17 protein-coding genes, 1 tRNA gene and 1 riboswitch are annotated in these 18,339 nt (G+C 70.9%); of the genes, 10 read left to right on the plus strand and 8 right to left on the minus strand.

Going from position 1 to position 18,339, the window contains the following annotated elements; all coding sequences use genetic code 11:
- The 3 genes from NK718_RS21365 to NK718_RS21375 form a co-directional block, all read right to left on the minus strand.
- The coding region (locus tag NK718_RS21365) for an alpha-ketoacid dehydrogenase subunit alpha/beta (RefSeq protein ID WP_254746529.1) at positions 1–2,118 on the minus strand (2,118 nt) is incomplete at its 3' end.
- 13 nt (positions 2,119–2,131) lie between these two features.
- Positions 2,132–2,911: an SDR family NAD(P)-dependent oxidoreductase gene (locus NK718_RS21370; protein WP_254746532.1), complete on the minus strand. Its 780-nt coding sequence runs from the start codon at positions 2,909–2,911 to the stop codon at positions 2,132–2,134.
- A gap of 192 nt (positions 2,912–3,103) precedes the next feature.
- The gene (locus NK718_RS21375) at positions 3,104–3,649 is read right to left on the minus strand and encodes a GcrA family cell cycle regulator (RefSeq protein ID WP_254746534.1); all 546 of its coding nucleotides are present in this window, start codon (positions 3,647–3,649) and stop codon (positions 3,104–3,106) included.
- 380 nt (positions 3,650–4,029) lie between these two features.
- On the opposite strand from NK718_RS21375, the gene NK718_RS21380 reads away from it, so the two are divergent.
- The 3 genes from NK718_RS21380 to NK718_RS21390 all read left to right on the plus strand — a co-directional run bounded on the left by NK718_RS21380 (position 4,030) and on the right by NK718_RS21390 (position 7,259).
- Positions 4,030–5,244, plus strand: coding sequence for an aspartate aminotransferase family protein (locus tag NK718_RS21380; RefSeq protein ID WP_254746536.1), 1,215 nt, complete (start codon positions 4,030–4,032; stop codon positions 5,242–5,244).
- Positions 5,241–6,170, plus strand: coding sequence for an ornithine carbamoyltransferase (argF, locus tag NK718_RS21385; protein WP_254746538.1), 930 nt, complete (start codon positions 5,241–5,243; stop codon positions 6,168–6,170). The genes NK718_RS21380 and argF overlap by 4 nt, the downstream gene beginning before the upstream one ends.
- Before the next feature lie 105 nt (positions 6,171–6,275).
- Entirely contained in the window at positions 6,276–7,259 is a 984-nt protein-coding gene (locus NK718_RS21390) for an Hsp33 family molecular chaperone (RefSeq protein ID WP_254746540.1), read from the plus strand.
- Between the two features lie 21 nt (positions 7,260–7,280).
- Here the strand turns inward: NK718_RS21390 and argE are convergent, their stop codons facing one another.
- On the minus strand, positions 7,281–8,438 hold the full coding sequence (gene argE, locus NK718_RS21395) for an acetylornithine deacetylase (protein ID WP_254746542.1): 1,158 nt from the start codon (positions 8,436–8,438) through the stop codon (positions 7,281–7,283).
- A 59-nt stretch (positions 8,439–8,497) separates the two neighbouring features.
- Entirely contained in the window at positions 8,498–8,890 is a 393-nt protein-coding gene (apaG, locus tag NK718_RS21400; RefSeq protein ID WP_254746544.1) for a Co2+/Mg2+ efflux facilitator ApaG/CorD, read from the minus strand.
- A 113-nt stretch (positions 8,891–9,003) separates the two neighbouring features.
- Between apaG and NK718_RS21405 the strand changes: the two genes are divergently transcribed.
- Positions 9,004–9,609, plus strand: a complete 606-nt coding sequence (locus NK718_RS21405) for a CDP-alcohol phosphatidyltransferase family protein (protein WP_254746546.1) — start codon at positions 9,004–9,006, stop codon at positions 9,607–9,609.
- Between the two features lie 4 nt (positions 9,610–9,613).
- Here the strand turns inward: NK718_RS21405 and NK718_RS21410 are convergent, their stop codons facing one another.
- Positions 9,614–10,816: an O-succinylhomoserine sulfhydrylase gene (locus NK718_RS21410; protein ID WP_254746548.1), complete on the minus strand. Its 1,203-nt coding sequence runs from the start codon at positions 10,814–10,816 to the stop codon at positions 9,614–9,616.
- Positions 10,817–10,872: 56 nt separating this feature from the next.
- Positions 10,873–10,952, minus strand: a riboswitch (SAM riboswitch).
- A gap of 83 nt (positions 10,953–11,035) precedes the next feature.
- Here NK718_RS21410 and NK718_RS21415 point away from each other — a divergent pair.
- The 6 genes from NK718_RS21415 (at position 11,036) to NK718_RS21440 (ending at position 15,320) form a co-directional block, all read left to right on the plus strand.
- Complete coding sequence (locus NK718_RS21415) at positions 11,036–12,130, plus strand: 2'-deoxycytidine 5'-triphosphate deaminase (RefSeq protein WP_254746550.1); 1,095 nt, start codon at positions 11,036–11,038, stop codon at positions 12,128–12,130.
- 42 nt (positions 12,131–12,172) lie between these two features.
- Positions 12,173–12,247: transfer RNA gene (locus NK718_RS21420), tRNA-Gly, on the plus strand.
- Positions 12,248–12,398: 151 nt separating this feature from the next.
- A complete protein-coding gene (locus NK718_RS21425; RefSeq protein WP_254746553.1) occupies positions 12,399–12,725 on the plus strand; it encodes a hypothetical protein in 327 nt (108 codons plus the stop codon).
- Between the two features lie 199 nt (positions 12,726–12,924).
- A complete protein-coding gene (gene glpD, locus NK718_RS21430) occupies positions 12,925–14,472 on the plus strand; it encodes a glycerol-3-phosphate dehydrogenase (RefSeq protein WP_254746556.1) in 1,548 nt (515 codons plus the stop codon).
- A 31-nt stretch (positions 14,473–14,503) separates the two neighbouring features.
- The gene (locus NK718_RS21435) at positions 14,504–14,686 is read left to right on the plus strand and encodes a hypothetical protein (protein ID WP_254746559.1); all 183 of its coding nucleotides are present in this window, start codon (positions 14,504–14,506) and stop codon (positions 14,684–14,686) included.
- A gap of 16 nt (positions 14,687–14,702) precedes the next feature.
- Positions 14,703–15,320: an SCO family protein gene (locus NK718_RS21440; protein ID WP_254746562.1), complete on the plus strand. Its 618-nt coding sequence runs from the start codon at positions 14,703–14,705 to the stop codon at positions 15,318–15,320.
- On the opposite strand, the gene NK718_RS21445 is transcribed toward NK718_RS21440, so the two are convergent.
- Complete coding sequence (locus NK718_RS21445; protein WP_254746565.1) at positions 15,317–16,996, minus strand: cisplatin damage response ATP-dependent DNA ligase; 1,680 nt, start codon at positions 16,994–16,996, stop codon at positions 15,317–15,319. The two genes, NK718_RS21440 and NK718_RS21445, sit on opposite strands and share 4 nt — an antisense overlap.
- Positions 16,993–18,039: a ligase-associated DNA damage response exonuclease gene (locus NK718_RS21450; RefSeq protein ID WP_254746568.1), complete on the minus strand. Its 1,047-nt coding sequence runs from the start codon at positions 18,037–18,039 to the stop codon at positions 16,993–16,995. Before NK718_RS21450 ends, NK718_RS21445 begins: the two co-directional genes overlap by 4 nt.
- Between the last annotated feature and the right edge of the window lie 300 nt (positions 18,040–18,339).

The following is an 18,339-nucleotide window of genomic DNA, read 5'->3' on the forward strand; positions in this document are numbered from 1 at the left end:
GGGCCGCGCCTGCGCCGGTCCGACGCCGCCTGCGGCGAGCCGCTCGGCCGGGCGGCTGCGCCCTTCCAGCACGTCGCGCGCGGCCGCGGCGATCGCCTCGACGTCGACCAGCATGGCGCGCTCCAGCGCCGGCGCGAAGGGATGCGTCATCGGCCGCGTGTGCAGCCGCGCCACCGGCGCGTCGAGATGGTCGAAGGCCAGCTCGTTCATCGCCTGGCCCAGTTCCGCGCCCACGCCGTAGAGCGAATAGGCCTCGTCGACGACGAGCAGGCGGTGGGTCTTACGGACGCTGCTCGCGACCGTCTCGACGTCGAGCGGCTGGATGGTGCGCAGGTCGATCACCTCGCAGGAGACGCCCTCGCGCTCCAGCAATTCGGCCGCTTCCAGCGCCTTGTGGACGAGCTGGCCCGCGCTGACGATGGTGAGGTCGGTCCCCTCGCGGGCGATCCGCGCCACGCCGAAGGGCGTCAGCACGTCGCCGTCCGGCACCGGTCCCTTGCTGGCGAACAGCGCCTTGGTCTCCAGCATCAGCACCGGGTCGCCCGCCCGCAGCGCCGTCTTCATCAGGCCCTTGGCGTCGGCGGGGGTCGAAGGCAGGCAGACGATGAGGCCGGGGATGTGGGCCCACACGGGATGGTACGTGCCGGAGTGGTGCGGCCCGGCCGATCGGACCGCGCCGGCGCCGACGCGGATCACCACCGGCGCGCCCATCTGGCCGTTGGACATGTAGCGCAGCTTCGCCCCCTGCAGCGCGATCTGCCCAGCTGCCTCGAACAGGAAGTCGGCGAACATCAGGTCGGCGATGCAGCGCACCCCGGTCGCCGACGCGCCGAGCGAGGCACCCGTGAAGCCGAGCTCGGAGATCGGCGTGTCGACCATGCGGTCGCGCCCGAACTCCTGGTACAGGCCCTTGGTGTGCGCGAAGGTGCCGCCGCGCTCCCCCGTTCCCTCGCCGAAATAGATGATGTTGGGGTTGCGGCGCATTTCCTCGGCAATGCCGTCGCGCACCGCGTCCAGCCAGCTCGTCTCGGTCTCGGTCACGCCGGCCGGCACGGGGGCGAAGGCGTCGGCGGGATTCACCGGGTCGGCGTAGACGTGGAGATGGGCCGTCGCCGGGTCGGGCTCCGGCGAGCGCCGCGCGAACTCGACGGACTCCTTGACGATGCGGTCGATCTCCGCCTCGACCGCCTCGATCTCCTGCATGGTGACGACGGCGTAGTCCTCGACGAGCTGGCGGCGGAAATTGGCCACCGGGCAGCGCTTCGCCCAGGCGTCGACTTCCTCCTGCGTGCGGTAGATGCCGATCACCGGGTCGCCCTCGTGGTGGCCGACGGTCCGGTAGGTCTTGCTCTCGATCAGCGTCGGGCCTTCGCCGCGCCGGGCGCGGTCGGTGGCCTCGCGCATGGCGTTCCACACGGCGACGACGTCGTTGCCGTCTACCGCCACGCCGGGGATGCCGTAGGCGGCCGCCCGGCTGGCGATCTCGGGGTTGAGGGTCACGTCGCTCAGCGCGGTCGCCGTGGCGTAAAGATTGTTCTCGCAGACGAAGATGACGGGCGCGCGCCGCGCGCCGGCGAAGTTCAGGCCCTCATGAAAGGTCGCGTGGTTGGTCGCCCCGTCGCCGAAGAATGCGACCGCCACCCCGTCGGTGCCGCGGAACTTGGCGGAGATGGCCGCGCCGACGGCGGAGGGAATGCCGCCGCCGACCAGACCGTTGGTGCCGAACAGTCCGATGGTGCGATCGTAGAGATGCATGGTGCCGCCGCGCCCGCCGCAGCAGCCGTCGCGCTTGCCGTACAGCTCGGCCATCAGCACGTTGGGGCTCATGCCCTTGGCGAGGGCGTGGCCGTGGCCGCGATGGGTCGACGTCACCCAGTCGCTGACGCGCAGATGCGCGCACACACCCACCGCCGTCGCCTCCTCGCCGATATAGAGGTGGAGGAAGCCGGGCGTCTCGCCGCTGCGGCAGGCGACCTGCGCCGCCAGTTCGAAGCGCCGCAGCAGCACCATCTGCCGGTAGAGCTGCAGCATGCGCGGCGCGTCGAGGCCGTCCGGCAGGGGCGGCGCGTTGCGCAGTCGCCGGGGGGCGGTGGCGTCGGCGGTTTGGCGGATGGCCATCCTGGATCTCCGGTCAGAAGTCGCGGGCGAAGCCGGCGGTCCAACCGCCGTCGATCGCCAGGATGTGGCCCGTGATGTAGGAGGACTCCGGCGCGGCCAGGAACAGGGCGCCGTTGGCGATCTCCTGCGTCGAGGCCGGGCGGCCGAGCGGGATGTGCGACATCAGCCGCGCGTGGGCGTCCTGCGCCTCCTTGGCGTTGTGGATCCACTTCGCCCAGCCTTCCGTCGCGGTCGAGCCGGGGGCGATGCCGTTGACGAGCACGCCGTCGGCCGCGAGTTCCAGCGCCATCGAGCGCGTCAGGTTCACGACGCCCGCCTTGGCGGCGACGTAGGAGCTCTGCAGCCGCATCGGGATCAGGCCGAGCACCGAGGCGATGTTGATGACGCGGCCGGCCTTGCGCGCCCTCATCTGCGGGATCACGGCGCGGCTGACGAGGAAGACGCCGGTGAGGTCGATGGCGATCAGGTCGTTCCAGGCGTCGATCGGGAACTCGTCCACGGGGAGGCGCTCGTGGGCGCGCACGCCGATGCCGGCATTGTTGACGAGGATGTCGATGCGTCCCGCGGCGGCGAGCGCCTGCTCGACGCCGCGCGTGATGTCGTCGGCGCGGGAGACGTCCATCGGCACGAAGAAATGGCCGCGGGCGCGAATGTCGTCCGCTTCGGCGATGGGCTGCCGATCGCTGTAGACGATGGTCGCCCCGTTGGCGGCGAGCGTGTCGGCGATGGCCTTGCCGATACCCTGCGCCGAGCCCGTGACGAGCGCGACCTGACCCGCGAGATCGACCCGCATGGTTCTCTCCTGGCGTTTCCCCACGGGCCGCTTGTCGGCCTCAAACTTATCATAACATCTTCGCTGAACCCCGGGCGCTGTCAAGCGCCTTGCGAACACCGGGCGAACCCGTCCGAGCGGCGTCGCGTCAACGAAAAAGCCTCCCGCCGGATGCCGGCGGGAGGCTGTATCGAAACGCGGGTCCGTGTTCGATCAGGCGCGCGGGGCAGCCTTCTTGCGGCGGTCGACGGACGGCTGGTAGGCGATCTGGGCGTGATAGCCGCAATAGGGCGTCCCGGGCGGGGACTTGGCGCCGCAGAAGCGGAACTCGGGCGAGGTCGGGTCGCCGTGCGGCCAGCGGCACATCGACTCGCGCAGCTCCATGATCGTGACGCGCTCCGACATCGGCACCACGACCTCGACCTCGGGCCGGGGCGTCGGCGCGACATAGACCATCGGGCTCGGCGCGACGGCGGGCTTCGACGACAGCGCGAGGTTGCCGCGCACGCCGCCTCCGCCGCCCCCGCCCTGGTGGGCGCCGTGGCTCATCGGGTGGCTCGGCGCCCGCGTCGCCTTGCGGGGGCGGGCGGCGGCGGGAGCGGGCGACTTCGCCCGGCCGGAGAGGCCGAGGCGGTGCACCTTTCCAATGACGGCGTTGCGGGTGACCCCGGCGCCCAGCTCGCCGGCGATCTGGCTGGCGCTCAGGCCCTGGTTCCAGAGCCTCTTCAGCAGTTCGACCCGCTCGTCGGTCCAGGACATCGGCCTCTTCCTCTTCTCGACCAGAGCCAGAATCCACTCGCGTTCGCCGCTTCGCAAAATGCGAAGCACGGACCCGAATTCCGCGTCTGTATGATTTGCCGCACTAGATGTCGTATTCGACGAGCAAGAACCTACGATAGGCTGGGATACCGTCGCAAGGCTCGGGCACGTCCGGATCGGGTTTTCCCCAAGGAACGTGGCGAGAGGGCGGCGAACTCTGGGCAGCCACGGCTGCGCCCGCGCCAGAGGCCGAGAAGGCGCGCGAGTGTCGCTGAAAGGCGACAACATTGACACGCGGAGGGCGCGGACTCATATTCCCGGCGAGCCGCCCGGGTCGGGCGGCCGTTTTTATTTTAGGCCACCTGCCGAAAGAGAGTCCAATGGCCAACGAAAGCTCAACGACGTCGCCGCTGCTTCCGACCTTCGCGCGCGCCGAGCTTTCGTTCGAGCGAGGCGAGGGGCCGTGGTTGATCACGCCCGCCGGCGAACGCTACCTGGACTTCGGCGCCGGCATCGCCGTGAACGCGCTCGGCCATTCGCACCCGCACCTCGTGCAGGCGCTGACCGAGCAGGCCGCGCGGGTCTGGCACGTGTCGAACCTGTACCAGATCCCCGAGGGCGAGCGGCTGGCCCAGCGTCTGGTCGACAACACCTTCGCCGACCACGTCTTCTTCACCAACTCCGGGGCCGAGGCGCTCGAGTGCGCAATCAAGATGGCGCGCAAGCACCACGCCGCGAACGGCCATCCGGAGCGCTTCCGGGTGATCACATTCGAGGGCGCGTTCCACGGCCGCACGCTCGCCACCATCGCCGCCGGCGGGCAGAAGAAATACCTCGAGGGCTTCGGCCCGAAGGTGGAGGGCTTCGACCAGGTTCCGTTCGCCGACCTGAAGGCGGTCGAGGCCGCCATCGTGCCCGAGACGGCCGCCATCCTGATCGAGCCTATCCAGGGAGAAGGCGGCGTGCGCGCCGTGCCCGCGCCGACGCTGCGCGCCCTGCGCGAGCTGTGCGACAGGCACGGCCTGCTGCTGATCTTCGACGAGGTGCAGACGGGCGTCGGGCGGACCGGCAAGCTGTTCGCCTACCAGCGCAGCGGCGTCACGCCGGACATCATGGCGATCGCCAAGGGCATCGGCGGCGGCTTCCCGATGGGAGCCTGTCTGTCGACCCGCGACGCCGGCAAGGGCATGACAGCGGGCGTTCACGGCACCACCTTCGGCGGCAATCCGCTCGCCATGGCGGTGGGCAACGCCGTGCTGGACGTCGTGCTGGCCCCCGGCTTCCTCGACAACGTCGAGCGCTGCAGCCTGCTGCTGAAGCAGCGCCTCGCCGAGCTGAAGGACCGCCACCCGTCGATCATCGAGGAGGTGCGCGGCGAGGGCCTGCTCATCGGCGTCAAGTGCCGCGTTCCCAACACGGACCTCGCGGCGGCGGCGCGCGCGCAAAACATGCTGAGCGTCCCGGCCGGCGACAACGTGCTGCGGCTGCTGCCGCCGCTCAACATCGACGAGACCGTCGTGTCGGAGGCCTTTTCGCGGCTCGACGCCGCCTGCGCCGCCATCGAGGCGGCGCACATGAAGGGAGCGGCGGAATGACTCGGCCGGTCCGTCATTTCCTCGACCTGACGCAGTTCGGGACCGAGGAAATCCGCTTCATCCTGAAGGCCGCCGCCGATCTCAAGCAGGGCCGCGTGCGCGGTGCGCGGCAGGCCCATCGCCCGCTTGAGGGCAAGACGCTGGCGATGATCTTCGACAAGCCGTCGACCCGCACCCGCGTGTCGTTCGACGTGGCGATGCGCGAGCTCGGCGGCGAGACGATCATGCTCACCGGCGCCGAGATGCAGCTCGGCCGTGGCGAGACCATCGGCGACACCGCCCGCGTGCTGTCGCGATACGTCGACGCCATCGTCATCCGCATGCTCGACCAGAACGCCGTGCGCGAGCTGGCCGAGGCGGCGACGGTGCCGGTCATCAACGGCCTCACCAAGGCGTCGCATCCGTGCCAGATCATGGCCGACGTGCTGACCTTCGAGGAGCACCGCGGCCCCATCCAGGGCAAGACGGTCGCGTGGGTCGGCGACAGCAACAACGTGCTCGCCTCGTGGGTTCACGCGGCCGCGCGGCTGGACTTCCGCATCAACATCGCGGCTCCCGAGCAGCTGGCCCCGCCGGCCGACCTGCTCTCCTGGGCTCGCCGCGAGGGGGCCCGCGTCACCTCGATGACGGACCCGTTCGAGGCCGTCGAGGGCGTCGACGCGGTGGTTACCGACTGCTGGGTGTCGATGGGCGACGAGGACGCCGGCCGCCGACACAACCTGCTGCTGCCCTACCAGGTCAACGCCAAGCTGATGCGGGCGGCCTCGGACAAGGCGATCTTCATGCACTGCCTTCCCGCGCATCGCGGCGAGGAAGTGACGGACGAAGTGATGGACGGTCCGCAGTCGGTGGTCTTCGACGAGGCCGAGAACAGGCTGCACGCGCAGAAGGGCGTGCTGGCCTGGTGCCTCGGCGCGCTCGACTGACCCTGCGAGGCGGACCCGTCGGGTCCGCCGCGGACTGAACGCAAACCGGGAACCCGGCGCCCTCCGGCCGACTTCGTCGGACGGCAACGCGGCCGGGTCGAGACCATGTCGACACAGTTTCTTGCGCACCGGGACGACCGGGTGATCCCTTTCGCCGTCGAGGCCCTCGACGCGCGCGGCCGGGTGGTGCGGCTCGGCGAGTTGATCGACCGCGTGCTCGAACGCCACGCCTACCCCGCGCCGGTGTCGCGCCTGGTGGGCGAGATCGTGGTGCTCGCCGTGCTGCTCGGCACCTCGCTCAAGTTCGAGGGACGCTTCCAGCTCCAGACCCGCACCGACGGCGCCGTCGATATGCTCGTCGTCGACTTCGAGGCCCCCGACCGCGTCCGCGCCTATGCGCGCTTCGACGCCGACAAACTGGCGGCGCTGCCCGAGGACGCGCGGCCCGAGCAGTTGCTCGGCCGCGGCCATCTGGCGCTGACCATCGACCAGGGCTCCGACATGTCGCGCTACCAGGGCATTGTCGCCCTGGAGGGCCAGAGCATCGAGGAGGCCGCGCACCAGTATTTCCGCCAGTCCGAGCAGATCCCGACGCGCGTCCGCATCGCCGTGGGCGAGACCGTGACGGGACTCGGCGATGCCTCGCGCCATGCCTGGAGGGCCGGCGGGCTGATCGTGCAGTTCCTGCCGACCTCGCCGGAGCGCCAGCGGCAGGCCGACCTGCATCCCGGCGACGCGCCGGAGGGCGCGGCGGAGGCCAAGCCCTTCATGGAGGACGACGCCTGGGTGGAGGCGCGCTCGCTGGTCGAGACCATCGAGGACCACGAGCTGCTCGATCCGACGCTGACCAGCGAGGAGCTGCTCTACCGCCTGTTCCACGAACGCGGCGTGCGGGTGTTCGAGGCGCAGCCCGTGGTCGAGCGCTGCCGCTGCTCGCGCGAGCGCATCGTCGCCATGCTGTCGCGCTTCACCGCCGACGAGCGCCGCGACATGGTGGGCGACGACGGGCGGATCGGCATCACCTGCGAGTTCTGCTCGACGCACTACCACGTCGAGCCGGGCGAGGTCGGCCTCGACGACGAGGCCTGACCAAGCGCCGCGCTCCGGACTCTAGACGGCGCAGTTGGCGATGAGGCGGCGCAGGAACACTACTCCGCGCTCGATCTCGTCCAGCGCGATGTACTCGTCCGGCTGGTGCGCCTGGTCGATCGAGCCGGGGCCGCAGACGATGGTCGGGATGCCGTTGCGCTGGAAGTGGCCCGCCTCGGTGCCGTAGGGCACGGTGATGGTGCCGTTGCGCTCGGCCAGCCGCAGCGCCAGCGTCTCGGCCTCCGATCCCGGGTCGGGCGCGAGGCCGGGCACGTGGATCTCCAGCTCGGTCTCCACCAGGGCCGGCATGCCGTGACGCCGCAGGCGCGGCAGCACGACGTCGTCGGCGTGGCGCATCAGCAGCTCGGCCGCCTCCTGCTCGTCGGTGCCGGGGACGCCGCGCACCTCCCAGTGGAAGCTGCACATTTTGGGCACGATGTTGCGGGCGGTGCCGCCGGCGATGGTGCCGACATGCACCGTCGCGTAGGGCGGGTCGAAGCGGCCGGTCGGGTCGCCGCGCTCGCGGAACAGGTCCGCGATGCGGTCGAGCTCGACGACGAGGTGCGCCGCGCCGGCCACCGCGTTGGCGCCCAGCGCCGGCTTCGACGAATGCGACTCGTGGCCGTGGACGCGGGTGAGGAACGTCACCACGCTCTTGTGCGCGTCGGCGACCTGCAGCTCGGTGGGCTCGCCGACGATGACCACGCGCGGCCGCGGCGTTTCGAAGCCCATGCGGCGGATGGCGTCGACCACGCCGAGGCAGGTCGTCTCCTCGTCGTAGCTCAGCAGCAGGTGGATCGGCGTTTCCAGCCGCGCCTTCTGCATCTCGGGGATCATCGCCAGCGCGATGGCGGCGAAGGCCTTCATGTCGACGGCCCCGCGGCCATACGCGCGCCCGTCCGCCACCCGCAGCGTGAACGGGTCCGACGTCCACGCCTGCCCGGCCACCGGCACCACGTCGGTATGGCCGGAGAGCACGACCCCGCCGCGGTCCGTCGGGCCGATGGTGGCATAGATCGCCGCCTTGTCGCCCGTCGCGTTCGGCAGGCGCACATAGCTGACCCCGAGCCGGCTGAGATAGTCGGCGACAAAGTCGATCAGCGCGAGGTTGGAGCGGTCGCTTTCGGTGTTGAAGGAAACCAGGCGCTCCAGGAGCGCGAGCGGGGTCATCGGTGTCATGGCGTCACGTTAGCAAGATCGGGGGGCGCGTGTCGCGCCCCGCGTGGAACGCGGCGGGCTCAATGGACGACGCGGCGAAAATGCGGGCTGTCGAGCGAAAAGGCGGGAATCTCGACCTCGAACGAGGTCCCGTCGGACGCCTCCATGTGGTAATGGCCTTCCATGATGCCCTGTGGCGTCTCCAGCGGGCAGCCGCTCGTGTACTCGAAGCGCTCGCCGGGGCGCAGCCGCGGCTGCTTGCCGACCACGCCGTCGCCGCGCACTTCCTGCACGCGGCCGAGACCGTCGCGAATGTGCCAGTAGCGCGAGCGGAGGCGCACGGTCTCCGATCCGAGATTGACGATCTCGACCGTGTAGGCCCAGAAATACCGCCCCTTCTCAGGCGAGGACTCCTCCTCCATGAACGAGGGGGTGACGGTGACCTGGATCTGGCGGGTGACGGCCCGATACATGTGACGCTCCGCGAGGAGCCGGCCCGCGCCGCGTAAAGCGGCCTGGCCGACGACCGGCAGGGTGGTAGAGCGGGGGGCCGGCCGCGTCAATCGGCAGCTGGAGGTTACGGGTAATGCTGGACGGCTGGGTGCGCGGCCTGATCGACCCGCCGCTTGCCCGCGCCGGGGTCGTCCTGGCGCGCGCTGGCGTGAGCGCCGACGCCGTGACGGTCGTGGCGCTGGCCTTTGGGCTGGCGGGAGCGGCGGCGGCGGCGGCGGGCTGGTTCGGCTCGGCGCTCGCGCTGTTCCTGGCGGGGCGGGTCTGCGACGGGCTGGATGGCGCGGTCGCGCGCGCCGCTGGACGCACCGAACGGGGCGGCTTGATCGACATCGTGGCTGACTTCGCCGTCTACGGCGCCGTGCCGCTCGCCTTCGCTGCGTACGACCCGGCGGCGAACGCCCTGCCGGGGGCGGCGCTGCTGTTCGCCTTCTATGTCAATGGCGCGAGTTTCCTCGCCTTCGCCGCGGTCGCCGCCCGGCGCGGCCTCGAGACCACCTCGCGCGGCGTCAAGTCGATCTACTTCACCGCCGGCCTGGCCGAAGGCACGGAGACGATCGCCGTCTTCGTCGCCATGCTGGTCTGGCCGTCGGCGTTTCCGGCGCTCGCGCTGGCCTTCGCGGCCTTGTGCCTCGTCACCGCCGTCTCGCGCGTCGCGCTGGCCTGGAAGACCTTCGCCTGAGGTCTCACAGGCCCGCCGCTCCGGCGAGGTCGGCGGCGAGGTCGTCGAGGTGCTCCAGCCCCACCGAGAGGCGAAGCAGGCCCTCGCTGATGCCCAGCTCGGCGCGCGCCTCGGGCGTCAGCCGCTGGTGCGTGGTGGTGGCGGGATGGGTGATCAGGCTCTTGGCGTCGCCGAGATTGTTGGAGATGCGGATCAGCCGGAGCCGGTTGGCGAAGTGGAACGCGCCGGCCTTGCCGCCCTCGATCTCGAAGGCGAGCATGGTGCCGCCGCCCTTCATCTGCCGCCTGGCGAGCTCGGCCTGCGGGTGATCGGCGCGGCCGGGATAGAGCACCTTGGCGACGCCCGGCAGGCCGGCGACGACGTCGGCGAGCGCGGCGGCGGTGCGGGCCTGGCGCTCGACGCGGAGCGGCAGCGTCTCCAGTCCCTTCAGCAGCACCCAGGCGTTGAACGGCGAGATCGAGGGGCCGGTCTGGCGCAGCAGATTGTGAACGTGGTCGGCGATGAACTGCTCCGAGGCCAGGATAACGCCGCCGAGGCAGCGCCCCTGGCCGTCGATGTGCTTGGTGGCCGAGTAGACGACGCAGTCCGCGCCGAGCTTCAGCGGGCTTTGCAGCATCGGCGTGGCCAGCACGTTGTCGACCACCAGCCGCGCCCCGCCGGCGTGGGCGATCTCCGCCACTGCGGCGATGTCGATGATGTCGAGCGTCGGGTTGGTCGGGCTTTCCAGAAAGCACGCCTTGGTGTTCGGCCGCATGGCGGCCCGCCACTGGTCGAGGTCGCAGCCGTCGATCAGCGTCGAGGCGACGCCGAAGCGGGGCAGCAGATCCTCGACGATATAGCGGCACGAGCCGAACAGCGCCTTGGCGGCGACGACGTGGTCGCCGGCTTTGACCTGCCCGAGCATCGCTGCCGTCACCGCCGCCATGCCGCTCGCCGTGGCGCGGGCGGCCTCGGCGCCTTCGAGGAGCGCCATGCGCTGCTCGAACATGGCCACGGTGGGGTTGGAGAAGCGCGAGTAGATGAAGCCCGGGTCGGCGCCGCTGAACCGCGCCTCGGCCGCCTCCATCGTGTCGTAGACGAAGCCCTGCGTCAGGAAGACGGCTTCCGAGGTCTCGCCGAAGGGCGAGCGCAGCCCGCCGCCATGCACCAGCAGCGTGTCGGGCCGCATCGCGGCGGGATCGAACGGGCGTGGGATCGAGGCGGACATCGCGGCTCCAGCGTCGCGGCCGGCTTGCATGGCCGGGCCTGGACGCCCCTCGCGGACGGTCCTGGAACCCGGCCTTTTAGCGTCGATATTTAACGTGGCAGCAAGCCGGCCGGCACAAAGGACCACGTGGCCTGTGGTTTATGCGCCCGCGGCGTTGGCGTCAACGTTTGGATCGGCTAAGCAGGATTCCAGCGTCTCGCGCCAAGCCGGAGCATCGCCTTGCCTTTCGCCCCCGGCATTCTGCCGTCCCAGACCATCGAGGCCCTCGCGGCCTCCGGCTGCATCCGTGCGGCCGAACCGCTGACGCCCGGGCAGGTCCAGCCCGCCAGCCTCGACCTGCGGCTCGGCCGCCGCGTCTTCCGCGTCCGCGCCAGCTTCCTGCCGGGCCGCGACATGCCGGTGGCCGAGCGCATCGCCCGGCTCTCCCTGCACGAGATCGACCTGACGCGCGGCGCGGTGCTGGAGACCGGGGCGGTCTACATCGCGGAGCTGCTGGAGGGCCTTCGCCTTCCGCACGACCTCGCCGCCGCCGCCAACCCCAAGAGCTCGACCGGGCGGCTCGACGTGTTCACCCGCGTCATCGCCGACGGGGCGCGCGAGTTCGACCAGATCGAGCCCGGCTACGACGGGCCGCTCTACCTGGAGATTTCGCCGCGCACCTTCCCGGTTCTGGTGCGCACCGGCTCGCGCCTGTCGCAGCTTCGCTTCCGCTCCGGCGCGGTGCGGCTCGACGACCGAGAGCTGGCCGAACTGCACGCCCGCGACCGGCTGGTGACCTCGGCCGAGCCCAACATCCAGAGCGGCATCGCCGTCAGCGTCGACCTCTCCGGCATCGGGCCCGAGCGTCTCGTCGGCTACCGGGCCAAGCGCTACACCGGCCTGGTCGACGTCGACAAGGTCGGCGCCTGCGACGTGCTGGACTACTGGGACCCGATCTCCGTTCGCGGCGCCGGCGAACTGATCCTCGACCCCGGCCAGTTCTATATCCTCGCCTCCAAGGAGGCGGTGCACGTGCCGCCCGACCATGCGGCCGAGATGACGCCCTTCGACCCGCTGGTCGGGGAGTTCCGCGTCCACTACGCCGGCTTTTTCGATCCCGGCTTCGGCCACGCCGGGGCGGGGGGCGCGGGCAGCCGCGCGGTGCTCGAGGTGCGCTCGCGCGATGTGCCGTTCATCCTGGAGGACGGGCAGGTCGTCGGCCGCCTCGTCTACGAGCGCATGTCCGAGCGTCCGGCCGCCCTCTACGGCTCAGGCCTGGGCTCCAATTACCAGGCGCAAGGGCTGAAACTGTCGAAGCATTTCCGCGCCGGATGACCGTTGCGGGGCGGCTCGCTTTCGCTCTATAAGGCGAGGCGCGCGGGCGTAGTTCAGTGGTAGAACGACAGCTTCCCAAGCTGTATGTCGAGGGTTCGATTCCCTTCGCCCGCTCCAAATTCTTCTGCGAAATCAATTGTGCCCTGGCTGTGTCCGTCCGACCGTAATTCGATTCACGGCAGCGGTTGTTAGCCCCGGCCGCTCCTTTGGGCACCAACAATTTAGCGGGTCGTAGGGATTGCCCTCGGCTGGCTCTCAGGAGTTCCCAATGCGCGATGGATTGTACCGCGTGGAATACATCGGTCGCACCGCCGAGGGTTATGGCATCGCTCATCTGGCCGGTGGGAGAATATGGGGCGGTGACTCGGTTGCTTACTTCACTGGGACGTATCGGCGCGAAGGCAACAATCTCATAGTGCGCGTGAAATCAGATTTTCACTCGGAGATCGAAGGTGTCGAGTCCGTGCTCGGGCGAATCAAGAACACGATCAAATTTGAGGGCGTCTGCACCGACACGGAAGCGGAGATCGAAGGTCGGTCTGACCAAGCGTCGGGCATCCCGCTGAAGGTCAAGATCGTCTGGCTGGCAGAGTGAGCAAGGGTCCGACTTTGTTTCACCCGCCTGCCTCAATCGAATTTAGGTTCGATTCCCTTCGCCCGCTCCATTCTCACTCGCGCCGGCACGCCACGTCGATGAACGCGCGGCCTTGAGTTTAGCTCCAGCCTCGGCTTGAAGTAGGGTGCGCGCCGCGTCCCGTCCGGGGTGGGCGGGCGATCCTGTTCGGGAGGTCGGCGTGACGCGCGCTCAGTTCGATATCGCGGTCATCGGGGGCGGGGTGAACGGCTGCGGCATCGCCCGCGACGCCGCCGGCCGGGGGCAATCCGTCGTCCTGTTCGAGAAGGGCGACCTGGCGGGGGCGACGTCCTCGGCTTCCACCAAGCTCATCCATGGCGGCCTGCGCTACCTCGAGCACTACAAGTTCCGGCTGGTGCGCGAATCGCTGGTCGAGCGCGAGGTGCTGCTGCAGGCCGCGCCGCACATCATCTGGCCGCTGCGCTTCGTGCTGCCGCACCACAAGGGCCTGCGCCCCGCCTGGCTGCTGCGGCTCGGCCTGTTCCTCTACGATCATCTCGGCGGCCGCCGCATCCTGCCGGCCACCCGCCGCGTCGACCTCACACGCGAGCCCGCCGGCAAGCCGCTGAAGCCGACGTTCCGCTTGGGCTTCGAGTACTCCGACTGCTGGGTCGAGGATTCCCGCCTCGTCGTGCTCAGCGCGGTCGACGCCGCGGAGCGCGGGGCCGACATCCGGGTCGGCGCGCGGGTCGTCTCGGCTCGCCGCGAGGAGGGGTGCTGGCGCATCGTCGCCGAGGACGCCGAGACGGGGGCGCGCAGCGAGGCCACCGCGCGCATTCTCGTCAACGCCGCCGGGCCGTGGGTGGGCGAGGTGATCAGCGGCGTCGTCGGGGCGAACCTGCCGGCCGGCGTGCGCCTGGTGAAGGGGAGCCACGTGGTGGTTTCCAAGCTGTTCGAGGGCGGCGGCTGCTACATCTTCCAGAACGCCGACAACCGCATCGTCTTCGCCATCTCCTACGAGCGCGACTTCACGCTGATCGGCACCACCGACGTCGACTATCGGGACGACCCGGCCAAGGTGGCCGCGACGCCGGAGGAGGCCGCCTATCTGTGCAAGGCGGCCAGCGAGTACTTCGCCACGCCGGTCAGCCCCGCCGACGTGGTGTGGAGCTATGCCGGCGTGCGCCCGCTCTACGACGATGGCGCGTCGAGCGCCCAGGAGGCCACGCGCGACTACGTGCTGGCCCTCGACGATCCGCCGGGTGCGCCGCCGCTGCTCTCGGTGTTCGGCGGCAAGATCACCACGTTCCGCCGGCTCGCCGAGGCGGCGCTGGACCGGCTGGCGCCCCATCTGCCGCCCTCGGCCGCGCGCCGGAAGGGCTGGACCGGCCGCTCCGTGCTGCCGGGGGGCGATTTCGCCTGGGACGGCTACGATGACCTCGTGGCCAGCGTGCTGGCGCGCTGGCCCGGCCTGCGCCCGGGCCTCGCGGCGCGCCTGGTGCGCGCCTACGGCACCCGCGTCGCCGTGCTGCTGGAGGGCCGCGGCGACGGCGACGATCTCGGCCGCGTGTTCGGCGCCGACCTCACCGAGGCGGAGGTCGACTACCTGATGGACCACGAGTGGGCGCGCACCGCCGCCGACGTCCTGTGGCGGCGCTCCAAGCTCGGGCTGCGGGTCGACGCCGACGGCGTCGCGGCGCTCGAGGCCTATATGCGCCAGCGGCGGGCCGGCCGCGCCGACGCGCCGGTTCACGCCGCTGTCACTTGACCGGCGGGCCCCGGCGCACCACACCAACGCCATGCACGCCGACGACGCCCGCGCCCCCCGCGACTTCCGCCAGCCCTCGGCCGCACGCGCCGTCGCGCTGCTGCTGGGCGGGCTGGCGCTGATGCTCGTCGCGGCCGGCGTCGTGCTGTGGTCGACGCGCGGCGCGGCGATCTTCACCGACATGCTGTCGGCGGCGGTGGCGTGGTGTTTCTGAAGGAGGCCGCCGTTCCATGACCGATGCCCCGCCGACACCGCCGCCCGGCCGCCGCGGAGGCCGCCTGCTGCTGCCGCTGCTGGCGTTCCTCGCGGGGACGGTGGGCCTCATCGTCGCCGCGGCCGTGGTGTTCATGCCCGGCCCCGTCCCGCGCGGCCCGTCCGTCGGCGGCCCGTTCGCGCTGGTCGACCAGAATGGGCGCAAGGTGACCGAGGCGGCGCTGGAAGGCTCGCCCTCGCTGATCTTCTTCGGCTTCACCCATTGCCCGGACGTGTGCCCGACGACGCTCTTCGACGTGACGCAGGTGTTCTCCGCGATGGGCCCCAAGGCCGACCGCGCCAAGGCATTCTTCATCACCGTCGACCCCGAGCGCGACACCCCGGCGCTGCTCAAGGAGTATCTGACCAGCTTCGACCCGCGCATCAGCGGCCTCACCGGAGACCGGGCCGCCATCGACGCCGTCGAGAAGGCCTACCGGGTCTACGCCCGCAAGGTGCCGCTGGAGGGCGGCGAGTACACCATGGACCACACCGCCCTGGTCTACCTGATGGACAAGAAGGGCCAGTTCGTCGGCGCCTTCAACCTGCAGCGGCCGCCCGCGGACTCCGCCAGGGAACTGGAGAAGTACCTCTAGGACTCCTCCGCCGGCGTCTCCTCGTCGCCTTGGGCGTGGCGGGCCTCGAGCCGCGCCAGCAGCCGCTCCAGCGTCTCGATCCGGTCCGCCTCGCCGGGCGGCTTGTCCCAGCGGATGCGCGAAATGCGCGGGAAGCGCATGGCGACGCCCGACTTGTGCCGGGTCGAGCGGTTCAGCCCCTCGAACGCCACCTCCAGCACCAGCCCGCGGTCCGGCTCGTGCGTCACCTCGCGCACAGGGCCGAAGCGGTTGATCGTGTTGCGCCGCACGAAGCGGTCGAGCTCCATCAGCTCGGCGTCGGTGAAGCCGAAATAGGCCTTGCCGACCGGCGTCAGCTCGTCCCCCTCCTCGCCGGCGCGCCAGACGCCGAAGGTGAAGTCCGAGTAGAACGAGGATCGTTTGCCCCGGCCGCGCTGGGCGTACATCAGCACGGCGTCGACCACGTGCGGGTCGTGCTTCCACTTGTACCACAGGCCCTTGGGGCGACCGGGCACGTAGGGGCTGTCGGCGCGCTTGATCATGCAGCCCTCGATCGCGCCGGCGTCGCGCCCGGCGCCAGCCGAGGCCGGGTCGGCGCGGGCGGCGGCGAGGTCCTCCCAGCTCGCGAACGGGATCAGCGGCGACATGTCGAAGCGGTCGCCGTCGCGCGCCGCGACGAAGTCCTGGAGGCGGCCGCGCCGCTCCGCGATGGGCAGCGGCCGCAGGTCCTCCCCGTCCAGCGCCAGCAGGTCGTAGGCGCGAATATGGGCGGGAAACTCGACCAGCATACGCGGCGTCACGCTGGCCCGGTTGAGGCGCTGCTGCAGCACATTGAACGACTGCACGCGGCCCTCGCGCAGCACCAGCAACTCGCCGTCGACGGCGCCGTCGAAGTCGATCGCCTCGACGATGTCGGGGAAGCTGCGCGAGATGTCCTCGCCGGTGCGCGAGTAGAGGCGGGCGACGCGCTGGCCGTTGGGGCGGCTTCCGCCCACCGCCTGCACGCGGATGCCGTCCCATTTCCACTCGGCCAGCATGGCGGCGGGGTCGAGCGTGTCGAAGTCCGTGTCCTCGATGGCGTGCGACAGCATGGGCGGGCGGAACGGCGCGGGGTCGCTCGTCTCCGGGCGCGGGCCGCGCCCCTCCGCCCAGGCGAACAGCGCCTCGTAGGGCGGCTCCAGCCCGTGCCACACCTCCTCGACGGCGTCGGGCTCCAGCGCGCCGAGGGCGGCGACGGCGCTCTTGGCCAGCCGCGCCGAGACGCCGATGCGCAGGCTGCCGGTGATCAGCTTCAGCAGCGCCCACCGGCCGGTCTCGTCGAGCGCGTCGAGCCAGCGCGACAGCAGGCCGGGGAGATCGGAGCGGTGGCTTGCCTGCAAGGCTTCCACCACTTCGGCCAGGCCGGGCGTGGCGTTGGCGCCCGGGCGGGCCGGCCACAGCAGCGCGACCGTCTCCGACAGGTCGCCGACATAATCGTAGGACAGGCCGAACAGCACCGGGTCGACGCGCTCCATGATCAGCGCGCGGATCAGCCCCGGCTTGGCGTTGGCGAACACGAGACCGCCCGCCATGGCGGCCAGCGCGAAGCCGCGCTCGGGGTCGGCGGTGGTGCGGAAATAATCGGTCATCAGCCGCAGTTTGGCGTTGCGGCCGGGCTCGTAGGCGAGGCGGTCGAGAAGCGCGGCGAAGCGGTTCACGCCGGGGCCTCCGCCGTCGCGGCGTCGTCGCCGGGCTCCGCCTCGCCCTCGTCGCCGTAGCCGACGAGGTGCAGCGGGCGGGCGCGGATGCCCTGTGTAACGCACCAGTGGACCAGCGCGTCCTCCTGCCCGTGCGTCACCCATACCTCCTCCGCGCCGGTCTCGCGGATGGTGCGGCAGAGGTCGTCCCAGTCGGCGTGGTCGGAGACGACCAGCGGCAGTTCGACGCCGCGCTGCCGCGCCCTGGCCCGCACCCGCATCCAGCCGGAGGCGAAGGCCGTCACCGGGTCGGGGAAGCGGCGCGCCCAAAGGTCCTGGATCTGCCCCGGCGGGCAGAGCACGATGGAGCCTCCCAGCTTGGCCCGGTCGCGCAGCGGCGCGTCGCGGATGTCGCCGAGGTCGACGCCGCGCGACTGGTAGTAGTCGGTCAGCCGGCGCAGCGCGCCGTGGATATAGATCGGCGCGTCGTGGCCGGCCTCCCGCACCAGCCGCATCAGGCGCTGCGCCTTGCCGAGCGCGTAGGCCCCGACGATGTGGGTGCGCTCGGGAAACAGTCGCACCGAGGCGAGCAGCTTGTCGACCTCGCCGCGCAGGTCGGGATGGCGGAACACCGGCAGGCCGAACGTCGCCTCGGTGATGAACACGTCGCAGGGGCACAGCTCGAAGGGCGCGCAGGTGGGGTCGCGGGCGCGCTTGTAGTCGCCCGAGACGACGATGCGCAGGCCGCCGCATCGGAAGGCGATCTGGGCCGAGCCCAGCACGTGCCCGGCAGGATAAAACGTCGCCTCGACGCCGCCGAGGTCGATCGGCCGCCCCGGCTCGGCGACCTGCGTTGAGCCGGCGAAGTCCGGCCCGTAGCGCACGGCCATGATGTCCAGCGTCTCCGCCGTGGCGAGCACCGCCCCGTGGCCGGCGCGGGCATGGTCGGAGTGCCCGTGCGTCACCAGCGCCCGCGCCACCGGCCGCACCGGGTCGACATGCACGTCGGCGACGGGGCAGTAGAGGCCGGCCGGGGTCGGGATCAGCAGCTCGTGCGGACGCATTCCCCACACATAGGGCTCACGCCCTCGGCGGCAAAGGCGAGCGCTTTCTAAGCCTTTTCATAAGGACGCGCTGACGCGCGGCTTATTGCGCTGGGCCCCGGATGCGGTTCCGCTTTCGCTGCACCGCTCCGGGGACGGGCGGGCTGCTTCGCATCACGCATGAAGCTCATATCCCCACGCGCCCAAAGGGCGGACGCCAGTCCGCCCGTTCCACGCGGCTTTATCCCGCCATCCTGCCGGATGCGGGGCTTGGCTTGTGTTCTGCGATGCCCGGAAGGGCGGCGCGGAACGGCGGGGGCC

It is taken from the genome of Alsobacter ponti (assembly GCF_024294805.1).
In the GTDB taxonomy this organism is placed as follows: domain Bacteria; phylum Pseudomonadota; class Alphaproteobacteria; order Rhizobiales; family Beijerinckiaceae; genus Alsobacter; species Alsobacter ponti.